We start from the raw sequence: 26,096 nt of genomic DNA, 5'->3' as shown, positions 1-26,096 counted from the left end.
ATTTTGCTAGGTTTTTTCCTTATGCCAAAATATCAGTCATCGTTAGGTTTCTTTCCTATACTTTCGTATTCGAACTATATTTCTAGAAATCACGTCTCCCAAACCCCAAGGATATAAAATCCTTGGGGTTTTTTGATTTTTTCAGGAGAGGTGAAAAGAATGACAGATCAAGAATATATGAGGATTGCCTTGCAGTTAGCACAAGGAACATCGGGACAAACAAGCCCAAATCCTATGGTTGGTGCTGTTGTTGTAAAAGATGGAAACATCATAGGAATGGGAGCTCACTTGCGTGCTGGTGAAGAACATGCCGAAGTTCATGCACTTCATATGGCTGGTGAAAAAGCAAAAGGTGCTACTGTTTATGTAACACTTGAACCGTGTAGCCATTTTGGAAAAACACCACCTTGCTGTGAATTACTCATTGAAAAAGGAGTTCAGCGTGTTGTAATTGCTACTCTTGATTGCAATCCACTCGTTTCCGGAAATGGAAAAAGGAGATTAGAAGAAGTTGGAATCGAGGTAACTACTGGTGTTCTTGAGGCGGAAGCCACTTTATTAAATCGATACTTTTTTCACTATATGAAAACGAAACGTCCCTTTGTAACAATAAAAACAGCAATGAGCTTAGATGGAAAAACAGCAACTGTAACCGGTGAAAGTAAGTGGATTACAGGCGAAGAAGCACGCGCTGACGTTCACCAATATCGTCATATACATGATGCTATTCTAGTCGGTGTGAATACAGTTCTAACTGATAATCCACACTTAACAACACGAATTTCAAACGGAGGTAAACATCCTATACGCGTTATTTTAGATACCCACTTACGAACGCCGCCATCTTCTCATGTCATAACAGATGGCTTAACTCCGACATGGATTATTGTCGGTAAGGATGTAAACAAAGAGAAAATAGCGTCTTATGAATCTAACAATATAGCTGTATTCCAAATGAAAACACAGCAAATTGAAATACAAGATGTCCTATCCCTGCTCGGTGAGAAACAAATTCTTTCTCTGTTCGTTGAAGGTGGTCAAACGGTGCATGCAAACTTCTTAAAAACAAATAGTTTTAATGAAATCGTGACCTATATAAGCCCGAAATTAATTGGTGGAAAAGATGCACCCACCTTATTTGGCGGAGCTGGTTTTTCGAAGTTACAAGATGCACTTTCCTTAACAATTCAAGAGATGAAACAAATCGGTAATGACATAAAAATTGTTGCAACCTTAAAAAGCGAGGTGACGGAATGTTTACAGGAATCGTAGAAGAGTTAGGAACGATATCAAGCATGACTCAAAGTGGTGAAGCAATGAAGCTAACTATTAGCGCGAATCAAATTTTATCCGATGTCAAATTAGGTGATAGTATCGCGGTTAACGGCATTTGCTTAACAGTAACTACTTTTACGACTACTTCATTCACTGTCGACGCAATGCCTGAAACAATGAAAGCAACATCACTTCGTATGCTAAAGCCCAGTGCCAAAGTGAATTTAGAACGGGCGATGGCTGCAAATGGACGATTCGGTGGCCATTTCGTTACCGGACATATCGATGGCATCGGTACGATTTTAACTAAAAAACAACATTACAATGCCATCTATTACAAAATAGCAATTTCTGATGAATTACTACGCTATTGTTTGCATAAAGGATCCGTTGCTGTTGATGGCACTAGCTTAACAATATTTGATATAGACGAATCTTCAATTACAATTTCACTCATCCCGCACACAGTAAGTGAATCTGTCATCGGAGAAAAAAAAGCCGGAGACATCGTAAACATTGAGTGTGACATGATTGGAAAATATATCGAACGCTTTATTTCAAAGCCAGTAAAAAGAACAGGGTCAATGACCGAAAACTTTTTACAAGAAAACGGATTTCTATAAGGGGGAAGCACAATGTTTCATCGTATTGAAGAAGCTCTAGAAGATTTAAAACAAGGAAAAGTTGTTATCGTATGTGATGATGAAAACCGAGAAAATGAAGGCGATTTTATTGCTTTAGCAGAGTACATTACACCAGAAACGATTAATTTTATGATTACACACGGTCGTGGTCTCGTTTGTGTACCCATTACGGAGGAGTACGCAGAACGTCTACAGTTAGAACCAATGGTATCTCATAATACAGATTCACATCACACTGCTTTTACAGTAAGCATCGATCACGTTTCTACAACAACAGGCATTAGTGCTCATGAGCGTGCTACAACAATACAGGAATTATTAAATCCCGCATCTAAAGGAACTGATTTTAACCGCCCTGGACATATCTTTCCATTAATTGCGAAAGAAGGTGGCGTCCTTCGCCGCGCAGGTCATACAGAAGCTGCTGTTGATTTAGCAAAACTTTGCGGAGCTGAGCCAGCTGGAGTCATTTGCGAAATTATAAATGAGGACGGTACGATGGCACGTGTACCTGATTTACTAGAGTGCGCAAAACAATTTGATATAAAAATGATTACAATAGAAGATTTAATTGCTTATCGCCGCCATCACGAAACACTTGTGACGAGAGAAGTGGAAATTACATTACCTACAGATTTCGGTAATTTCCATGCAATTGGCTATTCTAACTCATTAGATACGAAAGAACATATCGCGCTCGTAAAAGGTGATATTTCAACAGGCGAACCTTTACTTGTACGCGTTCATTCAGAATGCTTAACAGGAGATGCATTTGGTTCGTGCCGCTGTGATTGCGGACCACAGTTACATGCTGCACTTGCTCAAATTGAGCGTGAAGGAAAAGGTGTTCTTCTCTATATGAGACAAGAAGGACGAGGCATTGGCCTTCTGAATAAGCTTCGCGCTTATAAGTTACAAGAAGAAGGGTTAGATACTGTAGAAGCAAATGAAAAACTTGGATTCCCAGCTGATCTTCGTGATTACGGTATTGGTGCTCAAATTTTAAAAGATTTAGGCTTACAAAGTTTACGATTATTAACGAATAATCCACGAAAAATTGCTGGCTTACAAGGTTACGATTTAGAAGTAACCGAGCGGGTACCGTTGCAAATGCCAACAAAAGAAGAAAACAAAACGTATTTACAAACGAAAGTCAGCAAATTAGGACATTTACTAAACTTATCCCGCATTAACGGGCAGTAAAACTCCCACCTCAAAATTCGGCTGGAGCAAAGAAGTTAGGTGGGAGTCGGGCTGCCCGTAAAGGCCCGATTGGTGCGGGCTAATAATCAGCGGGGGATGAATCCCCCCACTGATTATAGTTTCACTTTATAATTAAAGGAGAGATACATTATGGTATTCGAAGGTCATTTAGTTGGTACAGGATTAAAAGTTGGGGTTGTTGTTGGACGTTTTAATGAGTTTATTACAAGTAAGTTACTTGGCGGAGCTTTAGATGGATTAAAGCGTCACGGTGTAGAAGAGAATGATATTGATGTTGCATGGGTTCCTGGTGCATTTGAAATTCCTTTAATCGCTAAAAAGATGGCCAATAGCGGAAAATATGATGCTGTTATTACATTAGGTACAGTAATTCGCGGTGCTACAACACATTACGATTACGTTTGTAATGAAGTAGCAAAAGGTGTTGCGTCTTTATCACTACAAACGGACATTCCAGTTATTTTCGGTGTATTAACGACAGAAACAATTGAACAAGCGATTGAACGTGCAGGTACAAAAGCTGGTAATAAAGGATATGAATCGGCAGTTGCTGCGATCGAAATGGCTCATTTATCAAAACAATGGGCTTAAAAAAGAGGCTACGGCCTCTTTTTTATTTTCTCACCTTTTTTCGTACATCTTCTATTAATTCATCCATCGTTTTTCCTTCTGTTTTTATACGAAGAGCTTGTGCTGTTCTCCACACATTTTCTCTCTTTTCCGCTTCTTCTATAATAGAAATTTCCTTCCTCACTTCTTTTAAATCTTTTCCTTCTGTTTCAAGCCCAAAATGTTCAGCTTTCGTTCGAAAATGCTGTTCAATTCTTTGTTGCATTTCTTTTTGTTCAGGATTTTCAGCCGCCTTAACTGGATCAGCACTTATCGCTTTTATTAAAATCAGACAGGTCATAATAGTTAATATGTATTTGTACATGTAAAATCCTCCAACCCGATATAAATTACATTTTTACTATGTACAATTAGGGCTTGGAAAATTCGTCCACAAAATTATTTTTCTCGTCCAAAAGTGACTACTATCAAGCGTTAATGGACTTTTATTACATTTTATTTACAAAAAAAAGCAAACCCTTTAAAGAGTTTGCTTTTCATCTATCTTATAGCGCACATTCTTCAATCTCAAATCCTAAATCTTCAATCATACCCCAGTCCGCAGTCGGCTCTTGTCCAGCTGTTGTTAAATAGTCCCCGACAAAGATAGAGTTTGCTGCAAATAAACCAAGTGGCTGTACAGAACGTAAATTAAGTTCTCGACCACCTGAAATACGAATTTCTTTTGTTGGATTTACAAAACGCATCATCGCCAGCACTTTTAAACATTCTACAGGTGTTAATTCTTTTTGTCCTTCAAGCGGAGTACCCTTTACAGCAACAAGGAAATTACATGGAATAGAATCCGCATCTAAACGTTGTAATTCAAATGCAATTTCAGCGCGCTGTTCAATCGTTTCTCCCATTCCGAAAATTGCTCCAGAGCATGGAGAAATACCGGCTTGCTTCGCTTTTTGGACTGTATCAACACGATCGTCATACGTATGCGTTGAACAAATGCTATCATAATTGTTGGCATGCGTATTTAAATTGTGATTATAACGATGCACACCAGCTTCTGCTAACTGACCTGCTTGATCTTCATTTAAAAATCCTAAACAACAGCAAATTTTTAAATCTGTCGTTTCACGAATTTCCTTAACTGCTCCAATAACGTGATTTACTTCTTTATTCGTCGGACGACGACCAGATGCAACAATACAATATGTACCTGCTTTACGACGAATTGCTTCGTGCGCTCCTTCAACAATTTTCTCTTGTGTTAACCATGCATACTTATCAATCGGTGCTTCTGAAATAATAGACTGTGAACAATACCCGCAATCTTCAGGGCATAATCCAGATTTCGTATTTATAATCATGTTCAACTTTACTTTCTTACCAAAATGATGATGGCGAATGATGTAAGCTGCATTCATAATTTCTAAAACCTCTGTATCATCAGCTTCTAATATTGCAATTGCATCTTCTTTCGCAATCATTTTCTCTTCTACTACGTCGTATGCAAGTTTTTTCCAATCCCTTTTTATTTGCACTTGTTTCATTTCATCTCTTCCCCTCTTTTGTTATATACGTAAATAAAGCATGATATGTTGCTACTATCCCTTCTTTTTCCGTGAAGTCTCTTTCGTATATACGAAGCATCGTACGAAAGAGTGAAGGGCTTTGACAATAAGACTCTTCATTACTATTGGTCGCTCCTACTTTTCGAATAGAATGTAGAAACTCCCTAACTTCTGCAAATCTTTCTATGTAACATGTTTCAGAAACATGTACATTTCCTAATGGCATTTCACATATATTTACTAACTGTTCTGTCGAAACGAATCGTTGTCCTATTGAAGTACAATTGTGTATCCCCTTTTCTTTCTTAGCACGCTGAAAAGACGTATGCAATTCTTGAAAAGTCGTATTACCAAACGTGGAAAATAATAATATTCCTTCTTCAGACAAATAGTTAAATAAATTTTTCACTGTCTCTTTTAAATCATTAAGCCATTGAAATGTAGCATTTGAAATGATGACATCATATGAATTTTCTAATTTTAATTGTTCAATATCTTCACATCGAAACATCACATTTTCCAAACTTTTTCTAGTTTTCGCGACTGCAATCATCTCATCAGCAAAATCCACAGCTGTAATATGAGCTTTCGGAAATAAATTTGATAATTGCTCTGTTACATATCCTGTCCCGCATCCAAGTTCTAAAATACGTATCGATGATGTTTCACTATATCGTTCCTTCAATGTAGAAAGTAACGAATACGCCATCTTTTTTTGTACATTTGCATATTGATCGTAGGATACAGCCGCCCCGTTAAACCGTTTTTGCAGTAACGTTTTGTTGATCATGTCGTATCCCCTCTACAAATTGAATAATTTCATTTGCGCAATATTCAAAATTCGTTACACATAATGCATGCCCAGCACCGCTTACTACTTTTAGGTTGGCATTCGTATTATTCGCCATACTATGGGCTGCAGACAATGGACATATTACATCCTGCTCTCCATGAAGGAGTAACAGCGGGGCTTTCATATCTATTACTTCATTTCTCATATCTGTTTCTATTAAATAATCTAAGCCTAATTGTAAAGACTGAATCGAGTCTCCTTTAAACTTCTGCGCAATCTCTTCAAAACTCGTATTCTCCCTCAGCTCACTTTTTGTAAACATATTTTCATAGAAACGCTTCAAAGTATCTTCTTTTTTTCTCGTTAAATTCTTTTTCATACGTTCTACATGCAAGGAATTCCATCCACTTGTATAGTCACTTGTATTGGTAAATTTAGCGGTACCACCAATTAGTACCATACCTTGGGCCTTAATCTTTTTATAAGCTTGTACTGCCGCTAACGCTCCTAGTGACCATCCAACTAAAATTACATTTTCATCCTGCGCTACATCTATTATTCGCCCTGCAAATTCACTTTGTTCTTTCACGTTACGCCAATCTATACATTGAACAGAATATCCTTTAAAATACGGCAGAACCAAAGTCCAAACACCTTCTTCCATTCCCCATCCTGGAATAAAAATAAGCTTTAGCTCTTTCATACTAAAAACCCCTCTTCTTTACCAATGCGTATAATATGCTGAATAGCCCATTTTAAATCGGCTATTGTATGTTGTGACGTAACTGCAAAACGGACTCGAGAACTACCAACTGGAACAGTCGGCGGACGAATTGCAATGGCTGCGATACCTACCTCTTGTAACCTTTCACTAAACCGTAAAGTATTTTCATTTGACCCAACTACAATCGGTACAATATGAGTTGAGCTATTCCCAATATCAAAACCAGCTTCTTGTAAATGCGTCCTGAAATATGCACCATTCTCTATAAGTCGCTCTCTTCTTTCGTTATCTTCTTTCACAATTTCAATTACTTTTCGGATCGCCCCTAATGTTCCTGGTGGTAAAGCTGTAGTAAAAATCAAGCTTCTCATCATATTTTGTAAATACTCTATATAAATGGAATCGCCCGTTAAATACGCACCATAACACCCTAAAGCCTTACTAAACGTCCCCATATGTATATCAATTTTTTGAGCAATATCTTTTTCTACATGAGATAATCCGGCTCCACCGATTCCATATATTCCACTTGCATGTGCTTCATCAACTATAATGATTGCCCCGTATTTCTCTTTCAGCTGAACTAAGCCTCTCAAATATGCAATATCTCCATCCATACTAAAAATCGTATCTGTTACGATTAATTTTCTCTTTTCTGGTGACGCTATTTGCAACATCTTTTCTAAATGATCCAAATCATTATGACGATATCTTTTATGCTCTGCTCCGCTTAATATAATTCCATCAACAATACTTGCGTGATTTAATTTATCACTAAAAACCATATCGTGACGACAGGATAAAGCAGATATAGCACCTACATTTGCTGTATACCCGCTATTTACAATTAAAGCTTTTTCAGTACCTTTCCAATCACATATACTTCTCTCAACCTCTTCATACAGTGGATAATTTCCTACAACGAGACGAGAGGCAGTCGCTCCAGTTCCATATTTTTTTGTGCAGACAATAGCAGCTTCTTTCAACCTTTCATCTCCAGCTAACCCTAAATAATTATTTGATGCTAAATTTAGCATCCTTTTCTCATTTCGAATAAGCCATGTCTCTTCCGCTTTCTCTGTTACATGTAAATTACGATACTGCCCTTGCTCCTTTAATTGTTCTACTTTAGATTGAAGATGCGTGCGCCACATTTGATTCATTTTGGATGAGCTCCTCTAATTTTGAAATCATAATATGTTCTTTTGCCGATTCCAATAATTCTTCCCTTGTAAACTCACCTTCAAGGAATGGTAATAACCCTAAAACAGGTACTCCACTTAACTCCTCAATCATTTCTTTGTTTTCTTGCACTCTTTCTTTTTCACATTCTTTACAACCAGACAAAATTACACCTGCTACTGTTAAACCGTGTGCCTTTGCATAAGAAATTGTTAAGACAGTATGATTAACTGTCCCTAGTGTCGGACGCGCTACTACAATAAGAGGGAGCTGTAATTCTTTTGCAAAATCAATCACTAAAGCATCTTCTGTATATGGAACTGCAAGCCCACCAGCTCCTTCTACAAATAGGCTATTAAACTCTTTTAGTAGTTCATTATAGTGAGCAGTAATTTCTTTTAACGTTACTGTCCTTCCAGCTCTTTTCATGGCAAGTCTCGGAGCAAGTGGTTCTTCAATGGAATAAGGACAAATTTCATCCTCTTCTGTCGGTACACCCGATAATGCTTTTAACCTTGCTGCATCACCCTCAGGATTTGATGCAACATGTCCACTTTGCAACGGTTTATATACACCAACATTATGTCCACGCTCTCGAAATATACCTGCCAATGCTCCTGTCACTACCGTTTTGCCAACTTCTGTATCCGTTGCTGTTATAAAGAAACCACTCATTACTCTCCCTCCGTAACATCCGAGATTGCTTTATATAAAATGCGTAACATCTCATCAATCTCAGCCACCGTAGATGCAAGAGGAGGCATAAATACAATCGTATTACCGAGTGGTCGCAAAATCATGCCCAGCTCTCTTGAGCGTTTACACACTTGAACACCGACTCTTTCTGTCCATTCAAACGATTCTTTCATTTCCTTATTCTTCACAAGTTCAATACCAACCATTAGCCCACACTGACGAATATCTCCTACGTGCTTATATTCATTAAGAGCTTCTAATTGTGCCGCTACATATTCTGCTTTATGCGCAACATCTTCTATTAAATTAGTTTTTTCATATAGTTCTAAATTTGCAATTGCTACGGCACAACCTAACGGATTCCCTGTATAACTATGACCATGGAAAAACGTTTTTTGTTCTTCATAGCCTCCTAAAAAGGCATTATAAATTTCATCTGTCGTTACCGTAATTGCCACCGGTAAATAACCACCTGTTAAACCTTTTCCGGCTGTTAAAATGTCTGGCGTCACATCCTCGTGTTCACATGCAAACATTTTTCCGGTACGCCCAAATCCAGTCGCTACCTCGTCTGTAATAAATAATACATTGTATTTTGTACATAAATGGCGAAGCCCTTTTAAGTATCCTTTTGGCATTGTAATCATCCCACCAGCACCTTGCATTAATGGCTCCACAATAATAGCTGCTACTTCTTCATGTTTTTCTTGTAGCATTTCTTCCATTTCTTCTAAATGTTTCTTTACAATTTGTTCCTTATTATCTCCATAAGGAGAACGATATGTATATGGATACGGCATTTTAATTGCCTCAAATAATAGTGAACTATACACTTGGTGAAACAAGTCTATTGCCCCCACTGAAACAGCACCTATCGTGTCACCGTGATATGCTTCTTTTAATGTAACAAATCTTTGTTTTTTCGGTTTTCCTTTATGCTGCCAATATTGAAAGGCCATCTTAATTGCAATTTCAACGGCGCTAGAACCAGAGTCTGAATAGAATACTTTCTTCAAACCTTCTGGTACAACTTCAATTATTTTTTCTGCTAATAAAATAGATGGAACGTTAGCAAGTCCTAGCATAGTAGAATGAGCAATTTTATTTAATTGCTCGCGAATTGCCTCATCTAGTTCTGGTACTTGATGCCCATGAACATTTAACCAAATAGATGAAACACCGTCCCAATATTCATTTCCATTTACATCGTATAGCTTTCTTCCCTCTCCACGTTCAATAATGACAGGATCTTCTTCTAAATAATCTTTCATTTGTGTAAATGGGTGCCATACGTAATCTTTATTCTTCTTCGATAATTCTTCATATGTATAAGATGATTTTTCACTCATGTTACTATTAACAGCCACAATTGCCACCCCTAATGTTAACTTGTTTATAAATAAAGTTAACATTAAAAATAAATGACTGTCAATTATTTTTAAATCAAATAATTCTTAAAAAAGAACAACTTATCATACGATAAGTTGTTCTACTTTCCATGTTGTATCTTTCCAATTTCTAAAATAATCTCTTCATCTTTTTTTCCTTCTGCATCAATTCCAAGTTGCTTAGCATGCTCAATTAACAAATCATGGCGCTGCTCAAATCTAGCGGTATCTACTTCTTTTGTAACCTCTTCTTTTGTTTTCCCCTCAGTAGAAACTCCTAGTTTCATAGCTGCTTTTTCCATCGATTTCTTCTCTTCAATTTCTTTCACTTTCTTCACTTCTGACTGCTGTATTTGCTTTTGTTTCGACTGCTCTGATTCAGCTGCAAAAGCTGTGTAAATTCCAGCACTTCCGCCAACGACTAGTAAGGTGGTAAAAAGAATTATTTTTTTCTTCACTCTTTCCTCCCCTTTCAAATTCATTATAACGCACACTTTTACAGTATTAAAAACATTTCTCCTTTATTTCCCTAAAAAAATATCGAATGTTTTTATTGACATGTATGATGAATATATGATAAAAATTTAACTAACATCATATGAATCGGCGTTGATAGGATTTAGTAGTATTTCGTTTTCTGATTTCAGAGAGCTGGTGGTCGGTGCGAACCAGTACAGAGCGATTTATGAATTACCCCCTGGAGCTTCTTTTACGAAACGTGAGGAGTAGTGAAAGACGGTTTAGACCGTTATGTCTAAAGAGTGGTGAAACGAAACTGTTTCACAATTTAGGGTGGTACCGCGAATTTTTCGTCCCTGCATATATTGCAGGGGCGTTTTTATTTTATTAGCGCATATCATATGACCCTTTATTTTGTGATACATTCCTTTCACAAGCTAGGGTGGTACCGCGATTTCTTCGTCCCTGCATAATTATATGCAGGGGCGTTTTTTTATCCAATCATTTCCGTATCATATTGAGATGTTGACAATTACCGGTAATTTGTCACAAAATTCTAAATTTTAGAAGGAAATATACAATATTGGCGAATTTTATATAAAAAAGAGCTATTTTAAATTACTTAGGAGGGGAAAACAATGGTTTCAAAAATTGAATCTGTTCTTTTAACAATTTTTATTTTTTTCTGTATTGGCTTTAGTGTTATCAAATTAGAAGTTTCACCACACATCCCAATTTTATTTGGTATCGTTCTTTTATTAGCATTTGGATTTATGAAAAAAATTTCTTGGTCTATTATGGAAAAAGGAATGATAAGTAGTATTTCAGCTGGTATTCCATCTATTTTTATTTTCTTACTTGTGGGCGTATTAATTAGTGTTTGGATCGCTGCTGGAACAATTCCAACTTTAATGGTATACGGCTTCCAGCTTGTATCTCCTAAAATTTTCGTCCCAACTGTTTTTGTTGTTTGTGCAATTGTTGGAACGAGTATCGGTAGTGCCTTTACGACTGCCGCAACTGTAGGACTTGCCTTTATGGGAATGGGTAGTGCTCTCGGATACGATCCAGCTCTGATCGCTGGTGCAATTATTTCTGGTGCATTCTTTGGAGATAAAATGTCTCCTTTATCTGATACAACAAACTTAGCTCCTGCTGTAACAGGTGTAGATTTATTTGAGCATATTCGTAACATGCTTTGGACAACAGTTCCTGCTTTTATTATTGCTTTTATCGCATTTTTCATTTTAGGAAGCGGTACTAGTGGAGACGTTGACTTCACAAACTTTATTAGCACGTTAGAACAAAACACAACGATTTCTATCGTTACACTTATTCCAATTTTATTACTGTTCCTATTCGCATTTAAAAAAGTTCCAGCAGTTCCAACATTACTTGCAGGAATTGTGGTAGGAATTATTATTCTCTTTATTTTTAAACCTAGCACTTCTTTAGCTGATTTAATGAAAATTATGCAAGACGGCTACGTTTCTAAAACTGGTATTAAAGACATTGATAGCTTACTATCTCGCGGTGGTCTACAAAGTATGATGATGTCGATTGCTCTTATTTTCCTAGCTCTTTGTATGGGAGGATTACTACAAGGAATGGGCATTATCACGCAGCTGATGAATATTATCTCTAGCTTTGTAAAAAATAGCACACGCTTAATTATTTCTACTGCTTCAACTGCAATTGGTGTAAACTTCTTACTTGGTGAGCAGTACTTATCCATCGTTTTAACAGGACAAGCATTCGCTAACAAATACGATGAAGTCGGTTTAGAACGTCGTAATTTATCACGAGTATTAGAAGATGCAGGTACAGTTATTAACCCGCTCGTACCATGGGGAGTAAGTGGCGTATTCTTATCGAATGTCCTTGGCGTTCCGACATTTGATTACGTTCCATTCGCAATCTTCTGTTTAGCTTGCCCGGTCTTAACAATTATTGTTGGTTTCACTGGATTTGGTCTTTCATGGAAGAAAGAAAAAACAGTACCAGTTTCATAATATATATTGTAAAAAGGATTACCGATTACGGTAATCCTTTTTACAATACTGTACTATCTATTCGCTTTCTTTCTTCTAAATAACATAAGTAATCCCGCTCCAACAAACGCCAGACCTGCTCCAATTGTAGAAGCAACACTTGTACCTGTTTTCGGTAAATCACGTTCTTCTTTACCTTCACTTACTTTCGTTGTTTCTTTTTCATTTTGATTATCTGTTGTAGTTTGTCCAGATCCCGCGTTGTTTCCATCTTGTTTTGGTTCATTAACAGTATTACCTTCATCCGTTGGTGGTGTCGTTGGATTTCCTCCGTTATTGCCTTCACCTGTTGGCGGTGCCGTTGGATTCTCTCCATTATTACCTTCACCTGTTGGTGGTGTCGTTGGATTTCCTCCGTTATTGCCTTCACCTGTTGGCGGTGTCGTTGGATTCTCTCCATTATTACCTTCACCTGTTGGTGGTGTCGTTGGATTCTCTCCATTATTGCCTTCACCTGTTGGCGGTGTCGTTGGATTCTCTCCACCAGTTTCCTTATCATCATTCTTCTTCGTTATATCAATTGCATATTTAGCGAATTCATTTTCAGATGGTCCAACATATGATATTTTTCCATCTTTCTTTATATATTTTTGTGCATTTGGTGAAGAATCAAATGTTGTATTTAATTTATCTGCAATAATCGGTTTAAACGCCCAATTTTGATCTGCTGTTGGATTAATAACTGGTGTTTCCTGCATGTACTTCACAATAATTTGACGCGTTTCATCTTGTGATTGGTATACAACTTCGCCTTTACTTACACCAGGGAACGTTTGGCTACTTCCACGATAGTTGTTTGTAGCCACAATAAACTCTTGATTGTCAGCTACAGGCTTACCTTCATACGTCATATTTACAATACGATTCGTATTTTCATTTACAACTTTGCCATCTTTATCGTATTTCGCTGGTTGCGTTACGTCAATTTCGTATTTTAGGCCATCTAAAATATCAAAGTTATATGTAGGATAACCTATATTTACTAATGGTTGTTCTTCTGTTTTCTTTGAATCAATTTGATTAAATTGACCAGCAGACATTTCAAGCCATTCTTTCACTTGTGCCCCGTTTACTTTTACAGCATATAACGTATTTGGATATACATATAAATCCGCTACGTTTTTAATTGCTAACGTCCCTGCTGGAATATCCGTATAGTATGTAGCACCGTTTCGGCCACCTGCTTTAAATGGCGCCCCTGCAGATAATACTGGAATTCCTTTATATTTACTATATTGTCCGTTTTCAGCGAATAGTTTTTCTACATACCATTTTTGTGCATTTGTCACAAGTTGTACAGAAGGATCATCTTGTACTAATGAGAAATAACTATTAATTGGCGCTGTCGTTTTTCCTACAGCTGTATTCACATAATCAATTGTCGCTTGATGATCATCCTTAATTTCATTAACTAATCTTTGATCAGATTGTACTAATGGGTTCCCTTTACTATCAGCAATCGGACGAAGTTGCGGCTTCGATTGCTCTTTTTGTACTTCCCATTTTCCGTTTACCTTTTTCAATTGCATATCAATAATACCTAAGTTACTTCCAAAAACACCAGGCATTACAACAGGAACACCATTAAATACATCCTTCACTTCAGTATGTGAATGTCCCATTAATACTGCATCTACACCAGGAACCTCTGTTAAATAATATGAAGCGTTTTCCATGCCAACATTGTATCCACTCTTATCAACACCTGAATGAGCTAACGCAACGATAACGTCTGCACCTTCTTCTTTCATTTTCGGTATCATTTTCTTCGCTGTTTGAACAATATCTTTCGCTTTTACTTTTCCTTCTAAATTTGCTTTATCCCAGTTCATAACTTGGGGTGGAACAAATCCCATTACACCGATTTTCACCTTTTGCTTTTGACCAGATTCATCCTCTACTTCTTTTTCAAAAATATGATATGGTTTAAAGTAATTTTGGTCATTCTCTTCATTATTATCTTTATCGTCTTTATAGACGTTTGAGTTAATAACTGGGAATTCTGTTTTACTAATCACTTTGTTTAAATAATCTAAACCGTAGTTAAATTCATGGTTCCCAAGAGAGATGACGTCATACTTCATTAAATTCATTACACGATATAGTGGATGTACATAACTAGAATCAACAGGATTCTTCTGATCATTTATTTTATTCGCTACATAATCTCCAAGCGGCGTACCTTGTAATGCATCCCCATCATCAAATAAGACAGAGTTCTTCGCTTCTTCACGTGCTTTATTAACAAGTGTTGCAGTTTGCACGAGACCTACTTTATTATCTGTTTTCGTTTGATAATAATCGTAATTCATTAAGTTAACGTGAATATCTGATGTTTCTAAAATTCGTAAGTTAACTGTACTCTCCCCAGCTTTTTCCTCTGCATGAGCTGTTGTCGGCAACACTTGCGGTGCTATAACGCCAATAGCAAGTGTTGCTCCAGCTAGCATTTTTTTTGACTTTTTCACAAAAAATCCCCCTTATACAATTACCAGAAATAATGAAATGAACCCCTATCTGTCTCTAACCACATACCTTTTTTCTTCTATTAGAGACACGATTTTCATTTCATCTTGCGCTAACGAGTAGTCCCCTTAAACGCCCGATTGATGAAAACTAACAATTAACGGGAGATAACGCTCCCACTAAGTAGAATTTCACCTTATCTGACATTATCATATATAAAGTTCTTTCGTATCGTCAATATTTTTTGACAAACTTCAACAAATTTTCTGTAAAGTTATTATAAACTTTTCATAAACATATAATATGCCCTTACATTGCTAATACTGCTGAATATGATACAATTACCAATTACAAGGAGGATGAATTTATGAAAAAAGTCATCTTAACAATTGTTTGTCTCCTCCTTCTAATCATTTCTTGTTCTAATTTTGAAAAGAACGATGAGATAGAACAAAAAGAAACTGAAGGAAAAGCAGAAAAAACATCTGCTCCGAGTTGGATTTATAAGCAAACGAATGACTCTTTTTATCACCTCGTATTAGGTGATTCACTTGCAAAAGGATATGGATCTACACAAGGGGGATTTGCCGAATTAGCTTCTAGACAAATAGAAACACAAATCCATAAACCAATTACAGTAGAAAACCTTGGGATAAACGGTCTTACTACAGATCGTCTCGCAAAAAAAGTTCAATCAGAAGATGTTCAACAAAAAATTAGGGAAGCAAATATCATTACTATTAGTATTGGAGGAAATAATTTATTCCGCTTAAATCGTGATGTAGGTGTTATAGATGGTATTAAAATGTTAAATAAAGAAAAAGCCCGTTTTGAAACGGATGTAAAAAACATTGTAAAGACCGTTCGAGATCAAAATCCGAATGCTTTACTCATTCTCTCTGAACTCTATAACCCTTTACAACTAGAGGACTCCATCGCAAGTTATGCAGATATGTTTTTAGACGGTTGGAATGATTCTATTTATTCTATTTCAAAAGCACATCAACCGTCGATCGTTTTACCAATTCGCAAATTAATATCGAATGATAAAAAAGAGTTACTATTTGACCAAGTACACCCAAATGATAACGGTTATGCGATTATTGCCAATACATTTACAAAGCAAGTGTTATCCTACAAATATTAAGGCTAACATGAAACAATTCTATTTTTATACCTTGTCTTTTTTGTTACAATGATAGTGGAAGGGGGCCATTATATGGAATCACGCGAGTGGGAACGTATTGTTGATCATCTTCTTTCGCTAGTGCCTCTTTTTTATCGCAAATTTATGCTTCCTGGAGAGTTTTCTTCTCAAAGACATATGCCGCCATCACATACGCAAGTGTTACTGCTTTTGCATGAAAATGGTACATTAGCAGTTTCAGAAATTGGCAAGCGGCTAGCGATTTCACGGCCTAACATGACCCCTCTATTAAACAAACTTATTCAAGAAGAGCTAATAGAGCGTCATTATAGCGAAAAAGATCGAAGGGTCATTTTAATTTCCCTAACAACTGAAGGGAAATTGTTAGTAAGTCAGTATCAACAATTCATTTTAGGCAAACTAAAAGAAAATTTTCAAACATTATCTGAGGAAGAGCGTGAAAAGCTCATTTATTCTCTTAAAACCATTCAAAATTTAATTTTGAAAACAAACGCATAAAGCTGCTTCTAAATAGAAGCAGCTTTATGATTCGTAATAATTACCATAATATACATTTGAATACGGCCATGTCATTAAATACGGTTTTCGTTCTTGAACAGGTTGCTGCTCAGGCTGTTGCATTGGCTGTATCTGCTGTATTTGTTGCTGCGGATATACTCCGAATTGCTGTCTCACTCCAGTTACAGGATAATAATTTATATATGGATATACTTGAGGTACGTAGTAATAATACATTCATTCTCTCCCCCTTTTTCTTAAACATATTCAAAGGAGAAAATGAATGTGACATTCTTTATATTTGAACAAGTGGTTCTCTCACTTGTTTCTTTCTTTTCTTCAAACGTAACTTACGATTCTTTTCATATAAATAATGCACAACGAAATATGAAATTACCCCAAACACAATTCCTATTATCGTCATACCAATTAATACATACACTTCACTCTGTAATAAGCTCTTTAACATCGTAAAAATATGGCTCGAAAACAAATCTGATATCGTAAATGGTTCATGATGTATTTTCTGTACATGAAATGGGTAAATCATTTTTCCTAGCGCATAAGCAAACGGAAATAAAAATACTGGGAGAAACGATATTTTCCCAATAATATTACCAATGACTGCGGCTGGAAAAGATCCCTTTGCTAACCTGACAATTGGATAAAATATTAAATATACGAGCGATGCCGTATAAATCACCAACATTTCTAAACCAAATCCAATAGCAAAACCTAGTGACACTTTCTTTGCTCCTTCTGGCGATCGAAGTAACTTAAAATATTGAAACTTTAATATTCTCCACATCCGCTGAAAAAACGAATATGTTTTCTTAGTTGTTTTCAAATTCATCATCTCTTTAACTATATTTTTTTATCTAGTATGTCCTTACATGATATGAAAAACAAATTTAGTTTTCTCTTTTTATTATAAATGATATAGAGATAATTAACTAAATATACATCCGACATTTCAATATAAAAAAACCTCCCTTTTAGGAAGGCTCTTCTATATTTTTAAATAAACTCACTAATAAAGCTTTTTGCGCGTGCAACCTGTTACCAGCTTGCTCAAAAACGATAGACTGTGGCCCATCTATAATCTCTCCAGTTACTTCTTCTTCACGATGAGCAGGCAGGCAGTGCAGGAAACGATATGTTTGCTTTGCATGTATAACAAGCTCTTTATTTACTTGGAAAGGCTGGAATAAAGTATATTTTTCTGCTTCTCCTTCTTGGCCCATACTCATCCAAACGTCAGTATAAATAAAATCTGCTCCACTTACCGCTAATTCAGGATTATGCAAAATCTCAATTTCAGCCCCTGTCTCATCAGCAATCGCTAATGCTTTTTTAACAATTTCTTCATTCGGCTCATACCCAACAGGCGTTGCCACAGTCATATTCATTCCGACTTTTGCACTCGCTAGCAATAGTGAATGACATACATTATTCCCATCACCTACATAAGCTAATTTAACCCCTTTAAACGTATGAACTTCTTCATATATCGTCATTAAATCTGCCAACGCTTGGCAAGGATGATGATCATCAGTTAAACCGTTAATAACTGGGATACTGGACTCTTTTGCAAGCTCCTCTACATCCGCATGCGAAAATGTGCGTATCATAATTCCATCAATATAATGAGATAGTACTTTCGCAGTATCTGACACCGTTTCTCCTCTGCCAATTTGCATCTCTTTTCCACTTAAAAACATTCCATGTCCTCCGAGCTGTACCATTCCTGCTTCAAAAGAAACGCGCGTACGGGTTGAATGTTTATCAAAAATGAGACCTAATATTTTCCCTTGTAATAAAGGCTCCTGCTTGTTCTTTTTTAAATATATAGCGAACTCAATTAAAGAAATGATTTCTTCTTGCGTCAATTCTTCTAACGTTAAAAGATCTTTCGTATTTAATTTCGGTACTTGTACAGTTGACATGAAATTTCCCCCTTATATTATTGATGCATTTTTTGTACAAACCACTCTTTTTATCATATATATTGCCTGTTCTAGCTCTTCATTCGTTACAATAAGTGGTGGTAATAGTCTTATAACATTAGGCCCTGCTTGTAATACGAGAAGTCCTGCTTTTTCTAGTTGTTCTATGACATTTGCAACCTCATGCTTACATTCGATTCCAATCATAAGTCCCTTACCACGAATATTTTGAACACATTCAACGTGTCGTAATTCTTCTTGCAATTTCTTTAATACGTACTCGCCCTTTTCCTGTACCTCTTTAAAAAACGATTGTTCCTTAATGAATTGCAATACTTCTTTCGCTGCAGTCATAGCAATATAATTCCCACCGAAAGTTGAACCGTGTGACCCGGCAGTAAAAGAAGAACCTAGTTCTTTCCGGCCAATCATCGCTCCAACTGGAATACCATTCCCAAGCGCCTTTGCGATGGTAACGATATCAGGAACTATTCCCATTTGCTCATAAGCGAATAGTGTTCCTGTTCTGCCTATTCCAGTTTGTACTTCATCTATAATAAAAAGAGCATTGTACTCATTACATAGTTTTTCAATTTCCTTCAAAAAGGATGGATCAGCTAATATTACTCCTCCTTCTCCTTGAATAACTTCTACCATTACCGCCGCAACTTCTTCATTCATTACTTCCTCTAATGCTCGTATGTCGTTAAATGGTATATGTAAAAAAGACGGAAGTAATGGACCGAATCCTTCTTTCACTTTATCTTGCCCTGTTGCACTCATCGTTCCAAATGTTCTCCCGTGGAAAGATTGTTCACATGTTACTACGAGAGATTTTCCAGTATGCTTACGTGCTAGCTTTAAAGCCGCTTCATTTGCCTCCGCCCCGCTATTACAAAAAAACACATGATCTAATGCTGTATCTTCTGTTAATAATGATGCGACCTCTTCTTGTAAGGAGTTCGTAAATAAGTTAGATATATGCCATATATTTCTAAGTTGCTTTTCTACTGCCTTTACAACCGTAGGATGACAATGTCCTAAGTTACATACTCCAATACCAGAAGTAAAATCTAAATATTGCTCACCACTTTTATCAATAACTTTCGCCCCATTGCCCTTTACAAAGTCAATAGTTCTTCTCCCATACGTTTGAAAAAGATGACTTGTCATACGATACTCACTCCTTTTGTTACCGTAGTTCCAACACACTCTCCTGTAACCTCAGTAAAATCCTTTGTACCATTTACGATACTAGCTTTTTTCACTCCCATTTTTAACGATGTAAGTGCCGCCTGTACTTTCGGAATCATTCCACCTGTAATGACGCCTTGTTCTATAAAAGTAAGAATTTCATATTCATCCGTTTTCTTTACCAATCTTCCTTCGTGTAATACTCCATCTACGTCCGTTATAAAAATGAGTTCTTTTGCGGATAGTGCATATGCTATTCCAGCTGCAGCGGTATCTGCATTTATGTTATAAACCTCATTACCATTTATCCCAATTGGGGCAATGACAGGAATATAATTCATATCTATCAACCCTTTCAATAGGGCTGTTTCTACATAACTCACTTCTCCTACATATCCCATCTCTTCGCCAACAGGTTGAACTTGAAGTAAATTACCGTCACATCCTGAAAGCCCCACCGCAAGTAAATCATGTTTTTGTAAATTCATTACGAATTTTTTATTCGTACTTCCGCATAGCACCATTTGAACAACATCCATAACCTCTTTCGGCGTTACTCTTAATCCATCTTTCTTTTCTATCTCGATATTAGAGTCTTCTAACTTGGCATCAATTTCTGGGCCACCGCCATGGACAATAACAACCTTATACTTATTTTGCAATTTCTTTATACAATCAAAAAAGACACTATTTAATCGATTCAACATGCTACCGCCACATTTAACTACAATATAATCACTCATCTTCTCTCTCCTTATGTACGATAACAAGCATTTATTTTCACATATTCATAACTTAAGTCGCAGCCCCAAGCTGATCCCGTTTCATCTCCTAAATGTAAACACACATCAATTTTTATTTCATGTTCTTGTAATTTCTTTGTCATTTCCTCTTCAGAAAACATTTGAGGCTCACTATTTTTTAATACGACAATAGATTGAAGAGTGATATCAATTGTATTTGGGTTAATAATTACTTCACTCTGTCCAGTACTACTAATAATTCGTCCCCAATTTGGGTCCTCACCGTATATCGCTGTTTTCACAAGACTGGAACCGACTATTTGTTTTGCAATTTTCTTTGCTTCTTCATTTGTTCTAGCCCCTAACACGTTTACTTCTATTAACTTCGTAGCACCTTCACCATCTTGTGCAATTTTTTTCGCTAAATCTTCACATACCTTTTGTAAAGCAACTACGAAAGTTTCCCAGTCTTCATGTTCCATATTCATCGTTTTCGTTTCTGATAATCCACTTGCCATAGCGATGACCATATCATTTGTAGAAGTATCTCCGTCCACCGTAATTTGATTAAACGTATGATTCGTAATTTGTGATAATGCTGTTTGCAATACTTCATGCTCTATATTGGCGTCTGTTGTAATAAAACTAAGCATCGTTGCCATATTCGGTTTGATCATCCCTGAACCTTTTGCGACCCCAGCAATGATCACTGCTTCCCCATCAATTATCATCTCATAGCAAGTTTCTTTCGTTATAAGATCTGTCGTTAAAATTGCTTCACAAAAAGAATAAGCTTCACTTACTTCCTTTGTTGGCACAAGAGATTCAATTCCCTTTCGAATGATATCCATCGGTAAAGGTACTCCAATTACACCTGTTGAAGCGACTGCGACGTACTTTTCTTTTACTCCAAAGTGTTCCGCTCCTAATGTTCGCATCTCATAAGCATCTTGCAACCCTTTCATCCCCGTACAAGCATTTGCATTGCCGCTATTTACAACAATTGCTTGTAATTTCCCTTCTGCTGCTATGCTATCCTTCGTTACTTGCAACGGCGCTGCTTGTATTTGATTTGTTGTATACACAGCGGCACATGATGCTGGCACCTCACAAACGATTGCACCCATATCCTTTTTCACCTTTTTCAGACCATTTGCAGTACCGATTGCCAAAAAGCCTTTTGGTGTAACAATTGAACCATTTGCTAATTTTGTAATAGACGATGCTTTAATCATAATTTCCCCCTTATGGATAAAGCGGCATATGCTGTAAACCCGTTGTCTCTTCTAGTCCCGCTAATAAATTTGCATTTTGAACTGCTTGCCCTGCCGCACCTTTCATCATATTGTCTATAACAGAAACGACCGTAACTCTTTCTGTTCTTTCATCGTAAGCTATCCCAATATCACAATAATTTGAGCCCCTTACTTCTTTCGGACTTGGAAATTCTCCTTGCGAGCGAACTCGAACGAAAGCTGAGTATTCATACGTTTCTTCATACAACTTTTGAAGTTGCTCTATTTTCATTTCCTCTTTCACTTTCGCATAAAGTGTAATCATAATCCCTCGTGATATCGGTATTAAATGTGTACTAAACGTGATTGGCTTCGTTTCACGATTCCACTCTGCAAGCATTTGCTCAATCTCAGGAACATGCTGATGCTGATTAACTTTATAAATGTGTAAGTTATCGTATAACTCAGGAAAGTGAGTCATTGTTGTTGGCGTTTTGCCCGCTCCAGATACTCCTGATTTCGCATCAATAATAATCGAAGCTTCTTCAATCATGCCGCTACGTACTAACGGCGCTACCGCTAATAATGCAGCTGTAGCAAAACATCCTGGGTTTGCAATTAAATTTGCATTTTGGATCTCAGGCCTTTTCCATTCACTTAATCCATATACTGCTTTCCTAAGAAGTTCTTCCTGTGCAGCTGGCCTTTTATACCACAATTCATATGACGAGGGATCTATCATACGAAAGTCTCCAGATAGGTCAATTACTTTTAAACCTACTGCCAATAATTTTGGTGTTAACTCTGCCGATACTCCCGCTGGAGTTGCTAAAAATACAATTTCAGCTTCCTTCTCTATTTTCTCCGCATCAATTTCTTGTAACGTATGGACAAGAACATTTCGAAAATGCGGGTATACATTTGTTATAAATTCACCAACTTGTGAAAAAGAATGGAGAGATGCTATCGAAAAATATGGATGTTGCTCTAATAACCGAATTAACTCAATACCTCCATATCCAGTTGCTCCAATAATTGCGACTTTCATAAGCTCCTCCTCATATCTATTCTTTAAATTAAGTTTGATTATAATATTGCATAATTATAAAGTCAATTAAATATTTATAATTTTTAAAAACTTCAAAATATTAACCTCACTATAAAAGTGATATATATAAGTGGATTTTTATGCAAAAATAGTGCATAGTAGTATTTTTATTTCACTTCAAGTACAATAAAACAATACATGTATACATACAGGCGGGGAAAAACATGAATAAAAAATTAATTGAGAAAATGATTATAAAAAGTTTTCGGCAATATCAATGTAATCCTGTTTCAAAAGAGGATCAGGCAATGCTAATTAAACATATTCAAATGATAATTCATTCAAATACTGAAATTGATGTATACGAGGCTGTTGAGGATATCGTTTACGATTATGTGACTGGAAAATAAAAAATAGGAGATTTCCATATGGAAATCTCCTATTTTTTACTTAATGATTTGCCTGCAATGCGTTCAAATAAACCTGGGAATAATGCGTAGAGCTTTGGCCCCATTCCCATCCACTTCGGCAAGTTTACTTCACGTTTTTTCGTTTGCATCGCCTTTACGGTTTGTTCTGCTACATATGTTGGTTTTAACATGTAACGTCCCATATTTTTCACATATGTACCTGATTGATCGGCTATTTCAAAAAAGTTCGTATCTATCGGTCCTGGGTTAATTGCTGTTACATACACATTTGTGTTAGATAGCTCCATACGTAAACTATTCGTAAATCCTAATACAGCATGTTTTGTCGCTGCATAAGCACTCGACTTCGGAGTTGCAATTTTTCCAGCCAATGAAGCAATATTAATAATTTGTCCTTCGTTCCTTTTTACCATATTAGGTAATACCGCTTTCGTACAAGCTACTAATCCAAATACATTTACTTGAAACATATCCTTTACTTCATCCATTGAAGCATCTTCAAACGTTTTAAAAATACCAAACCCAGCATTATTTACCAATATATCAATACGTCCTACTTCTTGTAATACCTTTGAAAAAACAGATTGTACTTTCGTTTCTTCACTTACATCTAATACATAGTAATAGCAAGGCGTATTATAAGTTACTTTAATTTTGTCTGCTAATGCTTGTAGCTTCTCTTCTGTTCGAGCCATTAATACCGGCGTCGCCCCTTGCTCTGCAACCTGCATTGCAACTTGCTCTCCAATTCCACTAGAAGCACCTGTAATGACGATTACTTTTTCTTGTAAACGTCCCGTCATTGCTGTCACCTACTTTGCATAATAAATCAATTGTTGTGAAGATTCATCAATCATCACTTGTTGATTATATGCTAAAAAGTCTAATTGTCCAACAGTTTCTGAGATAGTAAGTGGCAATTGCTCTTTATATAATACCGGAAATAGTTTTACACACACCTCAAATGCTGTCATTGGCTTTTCCTTTAATAGTTCAAGCACTTTAAAAGCACGTGTCTCTTGCTTTTGTAATCTTGTTTCAATAAGTTGTTTCACATTCAGAACATCTTCCCCATGCCCTGATAAAATCCGTGAAATATTCATTTCACTTAAACGTTTTAACGTTTGATTGTACTGCAATAAAGGATGCGCTCTTTCTGTTTGCCCTTCATATGGTGGTTCTAATATTGGATTTGAAGAAATATGACTAATGAGAGCATCCCCACCAATTAATATTCCATCAGATTCTCTATATAATGAAATATGAGTGGAAGCATGACCCGGGGTTTCAATCACTATAAATCCAGGTAACGAATCTATACGATCTCCCTCTCTCACGGTATGTGTTAACGATCTATTACAAGAATATTTAAGTGTCTTCGTCGTCAATAACGCCTCACCATTCAGAAATACTGCTGGAACGCCGAACTGCAAGGCTGTCTCTTTAAAAAATTCATGATACCTCTTTAAAAATTCAGCATTCTGTGTAATCCACGGTTCATTCCAAGGATGTCCGATAATCTTTACTTTTTCAGAAAATGTATTTAAAAGTCCGCAATGATCCGCATGGTGATGCGTAATCACTACCGTTTCAATATCTTCTATCTTATATCCTAATGCACCTAATTGACTTTCTAGTGCTTTCTTTGCTTCTTCTGTATTTGTCCCTGTATCAATTAACGTTAATGTTTCTCCCTCAACTAAAAACACATTCACTGTCTCAACTGCAAATGGAACAGGAATCTCCATTCGATGAATCGCCGTCATGCTTAGCCCCCCCTGTCTTTTTCCGGTTCAAAAATGAATACCTCTTCAGTTTACAACTTCCCTATAAATTTGTCATTATTTTCAGATAAAAAGAGGTCTTTTCCATAAAAAAACGAATGTATGTACATTTATAAGTATTTCTAACCAAATTTAAAGGAGGCACATCATGTCTATGCAAAACATTTCCTTTCTCGGTGCAGGCTCTATTGCCGAAGCGATTATTGGTGGCTTATTAAACGCAAATGTTGTTAAGGGAGAACACGTCACTGTAAGTAATCGTTCTAACGAGACAAGATTACAGGAGTTACATAAAAAATACGGTGTCAAAGGTACACATAATAAAAAGGAATTACTTGCTGATGCAAATATTCTTTTTCTAGCTATGAAGCCAAAAGATGTCGCAGAAGCGGTTATTCCTCTTAAAGAATACATAAATAATGACTTGCTTATTATTTCGTTATTAGCAGGTGTTTCTACTCATTCAATTAGAAACCTACTTCAAAAAGACGTTCCGATTATTCGTGCAATGCCAAATACATCTGCAGCCATTTTAAAATCCGCTACCGCTATCTCACCTTCAGAACACACAACAGAGGAACATATTCGCACTGCAACATCTTTATTTGAAACGATTGGTCTCGTCTCTGTAGTAGAAGAAGAAGATATGCATGCTATCACTGCATTATCCGGAAGTGGACCAGCTTATATTTATTACGTGGTAGAAGCACTGGAAGAGGCAGCAAAAAAAATTGGTTTAAAAGAAGATGTTGCAAAATCTCTTATTCTTCAGACGATGATTGGTTCTGCTGAAATGCTAAAAGCAAGCGAAAAACACCCTTCTATTTTGCGAAAAGAAATTACTTCTCCTGGCGGAACAACTGAAGCAGGTATTGAAGTATTACAGGAGCATAATTTTCAACAAGCATTAATCTCATGTATTACACAAGCAACGAAACGATCACACGATCTTGGAAAAACATTAGAAGAAATAGCAAAAGAAAAATAAAAAACGGAGCTCAACTTTATTTGA

The 26,096-nt window shown here is 36.5% G+C and carries 27 protein-coding genes and 1 other annotated feature; of the genes, 9 read left to right on the top strand and 18 right to left on the bottom strand.

What is annotated here, in order from left to right:
• The first annotated feature begins 159 nt into the window (after positions 1-159).
• From ribD to ribH, 4 genes are all read left to right on the top strand, one after another.
• On the top strand, positions 160-1,272 hold the full coding sequence (gene ribD / locus ABH959_RS06320; protein ID WP_242307760.1) for a bifunctional diaminohydroxyphosphoribosylaminopyrimidine deaminase/5-amino-6-(5-phosphoribosylamino)uracil reductase RibD: 1,113 nt from the start codon (positions 160-162) through the stop codon (positions 1,270-1,272).
• A complete protein-coding gene (gene ribE / locus ABH959_RS06315; protein ID WP_404492391.1) occupies positions 1,254-1,898 on the top strand; it encodes a riboflavin synthase in 645 nt (214 codons plus the stop codon). The genes ribD and ribE overlap by 19 nt, the downstream gene beginning before the upstream one ends.
• A gap of 12 nt (positions 1,899-1,910) precedes the next feature.
• A complete protein-coding gene (ribBA, locus tag ABH959_RS06310) occupies positions 1,911-3,122 on the top strand; it encodes a bifunctional 3,4-dihydroxy-2-butanone 4-phosphate synthase/GTP cyclohydrolase II (RefSeq protein WP_113937122.1) in 1,212 nt (403 codons plus the stop codon).
• 150 nt (positions 3,123-3,272) lie between these two features.
• A complete protein-coding gene (gene ribH / locus ABH959_RS06305) occupies positions 3,273-3,734 on the top strand; it encodes a 6,7-dimethyl-8-ribityllumazine synthase (protein WP_000230892.1) in 462 nt (153 codons plus the stop codon).
• A 22-nt stretch (positions 3,735-3,756) separates the two neighbouring features.
• Here ribH and ABH959_RS06300 read toward each other — a convergent pair whose 3' ends face one another.
• The 8 genes from ABH959_RS06300 to ABH959_RS06265 all read right to left on the bottom strand — a co-directional run bounded on the left by ABH959_RS06300 (position 3,757) and on the right by ABH959_RS06265 (position 10,519).
• Positions 3,757-4,077: a hypothetical protein gene (locus tag ABH959_RS06300; protein ID WP_002088493.1), complete on the bottom strand. Its 321-nt coding sequence runs from the start codon at positions 4,075-4,077 to the stop codon at positions 3,757-3,759.
• Between the two features lie 181 nt (positions 4,078-4,258).
• Positions 4,259-5,257, bottom strand: coding sequence for a biotin synthase (gene bioB / locus ABH959_RS06295; protein ID WP_113937121.1), 999 nt, complete (start codon positions 5,255-5,257; stop codon positions 4,259-4,261).
• 1 nt (position 5,258) lies between these two features.
• Entirely contained in the window at positions 5,259-6,068 is an 810-nt protein-coding gene (bioC, locus tag ABH959_RS06290) for a malonyl-ACP O-methyltransferase BioC (RefSeq protein WP_113937120.1), read from the bottom strand.
• On the bottom strand, positions 6,034-6,774 hold the full coding sequence (locus ABH959_RS06285) for an alpha/beta fold hydrolase (RefSeq protein WP_219303496.1): 741 nt from the start codon (positions 6,772-6,774) through the stop codon (positions 6,034-6,036). The genes bioC and ABH959_RS06285 overlap by 35 nt, the downstream gene beginning before the upstream one ends.
• Positions 6,771-7,958, bottom strand: coding sequence for an 8-amino-7-oxononanoate synthase (bioF, locus tag ABH959_RS06280; protein ID WP_113937118.1), 1,188 nt, complete (start codon positions 7,956-7,958; stop codon positions 6,771-6,773). The genes ABH959_RS06285 and bioF overlap by 4 nt, the downstream gene beginning before the upstream one ends.
• Positions 7,924-8,652, bottom strand: a complete 729-nt coding sequence (gene bioD / locus ABH959_RS06275; protein WP_113937117.1) for a dethiobiotin synthase — start codon at positions 8,650-8,652, stop codon at positions 7,924-7,926. The genes bioF and bioD overlap by 35 nt, the downstream gene beginning before the upstream one ends.
• On the bottom strand, positions 8,652-10,085 hold the full coding sequence (gene bioA / locus ABH959_RS06270) for an adenosylmethionine--8-amino-7-oxononanoate transaminase (RefSeq protein WP_113937116.1): 1,434 nt from the start codon (positions 10,083-10,085) through the stop codon (positions 8,652-8,654). Before bioA ends, bioD begins: the two co-directional genes overlap by 1 nt.
• A 77-nt stretch (positions 10,086-10,162) precedes the next feature.
• The gene (locus ABH959_RS06265) at positions 10,163-10,519 is read right to left on the bottom strand and encodes a hypothetical protein (protein WP_113937201.1); all 357 of its coding nucleotides are present in this window, start codon (positions 10,517-10,519) and stop codon (positions 10,163-10,165) included.
• 142 nt (positions 10,520-10,661) lie between these two features.
• Positions 10,662-10,881, top strand: a binding site (T-box leader).
• A gap of 277 nt (positions 10,882-11,158) precedes the next feature.
• On the opposite strand from ABH959_RS06265, the gene nhaC reads away from it, so the two are divergent.
• Positions 11,159-12,532: a Na+/H+ antiporter NhaC gene (gene nhaC / locus ABH959_RS06260; RefSeq protein WP_404492390.1), complete on the top strand. Its 1,374-nt coding sequence runs from the start codon at positions 11,159-11,161 to the stop codon at positions 12,530-12,532.
• A 53-nt stretch (positions 12,533-12,585) separates the two neighbouring features.
• Here the strand turns inward: nhaC and cpdB are convergent, their stop codons facing one another.
• Positions 12,586-15,039 (bottom strand): bifunctional 2',3'-cyclic-nucleotide 2'-phosphodiesterase/3'-nucleotidase, encoded by a 2,454-nt coding sequence (gene cpdB, locus ABH959_RS06255; RefSeq protein WP_404492389.1) that lies wholly within the window; start codon positions 15,037-15,039, stop codon positions 12,586-12,588.
• A 365-nt stretch (positions 15,040-15,404) separates the two neighbouring features.
• Between cpdB and ABH959_RS06250 the strand changes: the two genes are divergently transcribed.
• The gene (locus ABH959_RS06250; protein WP_113937113.1) at positions 15,405-16,184 is read left to right on the top strand and encodes a GDSL-type esterase/lipase family protein; all 780 of its coding nucleotides are present in this window, start codon (positions 15,405-15,407) and stop codon (positions 16,182-16,184) included.
• 72 nt (positions 16,185-16,256) lie between these two features.
• Positions 16,257-16,703, top strand: a complete 447-nt coding sequence (locus ABH959_RS06245; RefSeq protein ID WP_113937112.1) for a MarR family winged helix-turn-helix transcriptional regulator — start codon at positions 16,257-16,259, stop codon at positions 16,701-16,703.
• A gap of 24 nt (positions 16,704-16,727) precedes the next feature.
• On the opposite strand, the gene ABH959_RS06240 is transcribed toward ABH959_RS06245, so the two are convergent.
• The 7 genes from ABH959_RS06240 to argC all read right to left on the bottom strand — a co-directional run bounded on the left by ABH959_RS06240 (position 16,728) and on the right by argC (position 22,869).
• Positions 16,728-16,940, bottom strand: coding sequence for a hypothetical protein (locus tag ABH959_RS06240; protein WP_404492388.1), 213 nt, complete (start codon positions 16,938-16,940; stop codon positions 16,728-16,730).
• A 58-nt stretch (positions 16,941-16,998) separates the two neighbouring features.
• The gene (locus ABH959_RS06235) at positions 16,999-17,550 is read right to left on the bottom strand and encodes a DUF2062 domain-containing protein (protein WP_002088510.1); all 552 of its coding nucleotides are present in this window, start codon (positions 17,548-17,550) and stop codon (positions 16,999-17,001) included.
• Positions 17,551-17,698: 148 nt separating this feature from the next.
• Positions 17,699-18,649, bottom strand: a complete 951-nt coding sequence (argF, locus tag ABH959_RS06230) for an ornithine carbamoyltransferase (protein ID WP_002014968.1) — start codon at positions 18,647-18,649, stop codon at positions 17,699-17,701.
• 12 nt (positions 18,650-18,661) lie between these two features.
• A complete protein-coding gene (locus ABH959_RS06225) occupies positions 18,662-19,822 on the bottom strand; it encodes an acetylornithine transaminase (protein ID WP_404492387.1) in 1,161 nt (386 codons plus the stop codon).
• A complete protein-coding gene (argB, locus tag ABH959_RS06220; protein ID WP_404492386.1) occupies positions 19,819-20,586 on the bottom strand; it encodes an acetylglutamate kinase in 768 nt (255 codons plus the stop codon). The genes ABH959_RS06225 and argB overlap by 4 nt, the downstream gene beginning before the upstream one ends.
• Positions 20,587-20,597: 11 nt before the next feature.
• Entirely contained in the window at positions 20,598-21,821 is a 1,224-nt protein-coding gene (argJ, locus tag ABH959_RS06215; protein ID WP_404492385.1) for a bifunctional glutamate N-acetyltransferase/amino-acid acetyltransferase ArgJ, read from the bottom strand.
• Between the two features lie 10 nt (positions 21,822-21,831).
• Positions 21,832-22,869, bottom strand: a complete 1,038-nt coding sequence (argC, locus tag ABH959_RS06210; protein ID WP_002066994.1) for an N-acetyl-gamma-glutamyl-phosphate reductase — start codon at positions 22,867-22,869, stop codon at positions 21,832-21,834.
• Between the two features lie 224 nt (positions 22,870-23,093).
• On the opposite strand from argC, the gene ABH959_RS06205 reads away from it, so the two are divergent.
• Positions 23,094-23,279: a YqzH family protein gene (locus ABH959_RS06205; RefSeq protein ID WP_242307720.1), complete on the top strand. Its 186-nt coding sequence runs from the start codon at positions 23,094-23,096 to the stop codon at positions 23,277-23,279.
• Between the two features lie 29 nt (positions 23,280-23,308).
• Here the strand turns inward: ABH959_RS06205 and ABH959_RS06200 are convergent, their stop codons facing one another.
• Both ABH959_RS06200 and ABH959_RS06195 read right to left on the bottom strand, forming a co-directional pair.
• Entirely contained in the window at positions 23,309-24,103 is a 795-nt protein-coding gene (locus ABH959_RS06200) for an SDR family oxidoreductase (protein ID WP_404492384.1), read from the bottom strand.
• A 9-nt stretch (positions 24,104-24,112) separates the two neighbouring features.
• Positions 24,113-25,066 (bottom strand): MBL fold metallo-hydrolase, encoded by a 954-nt coding sequence (locus ABH959_RS06195; protein ID WP_113937107.1) that lies wholly within the window; start codon positions 25,064-25,066, stop codon positions 24,113-24,115.
• A 166-nt stretch (positions 25,067-25,232) separates the two neighbouring features.
• Between ABH959_RS06195 and proI the strand changes: the two genes are divergently transcribed.
• Positions 25,233-26,072, top strand: coding sequence for a pyrroline-5-carboxylate reductase ProI (gene proI, locus ABH959_RS06190; protein ID WP_002129014.1), 840 nt, complete (start codon positions 25,233-25,235; stop codon positions 26,070-26,072).
• Positions 26,073-26,096: the final 24 nt, after the last annotated feature.

The sequence above is a fragment of the Bacillus sp. RC51 genome (assembly GCF_044908115.1).
In the GTDB taxonomy this organism is placed as follows: Bacteria; Bacillota; Bacilli; order Bacillales; family Bacillaceae_G; genus Bacillus_A; species Bacillus_A mycoides.
This window is presented reverse-complemented; position numbering and strand designations above follow the sequence as displayed.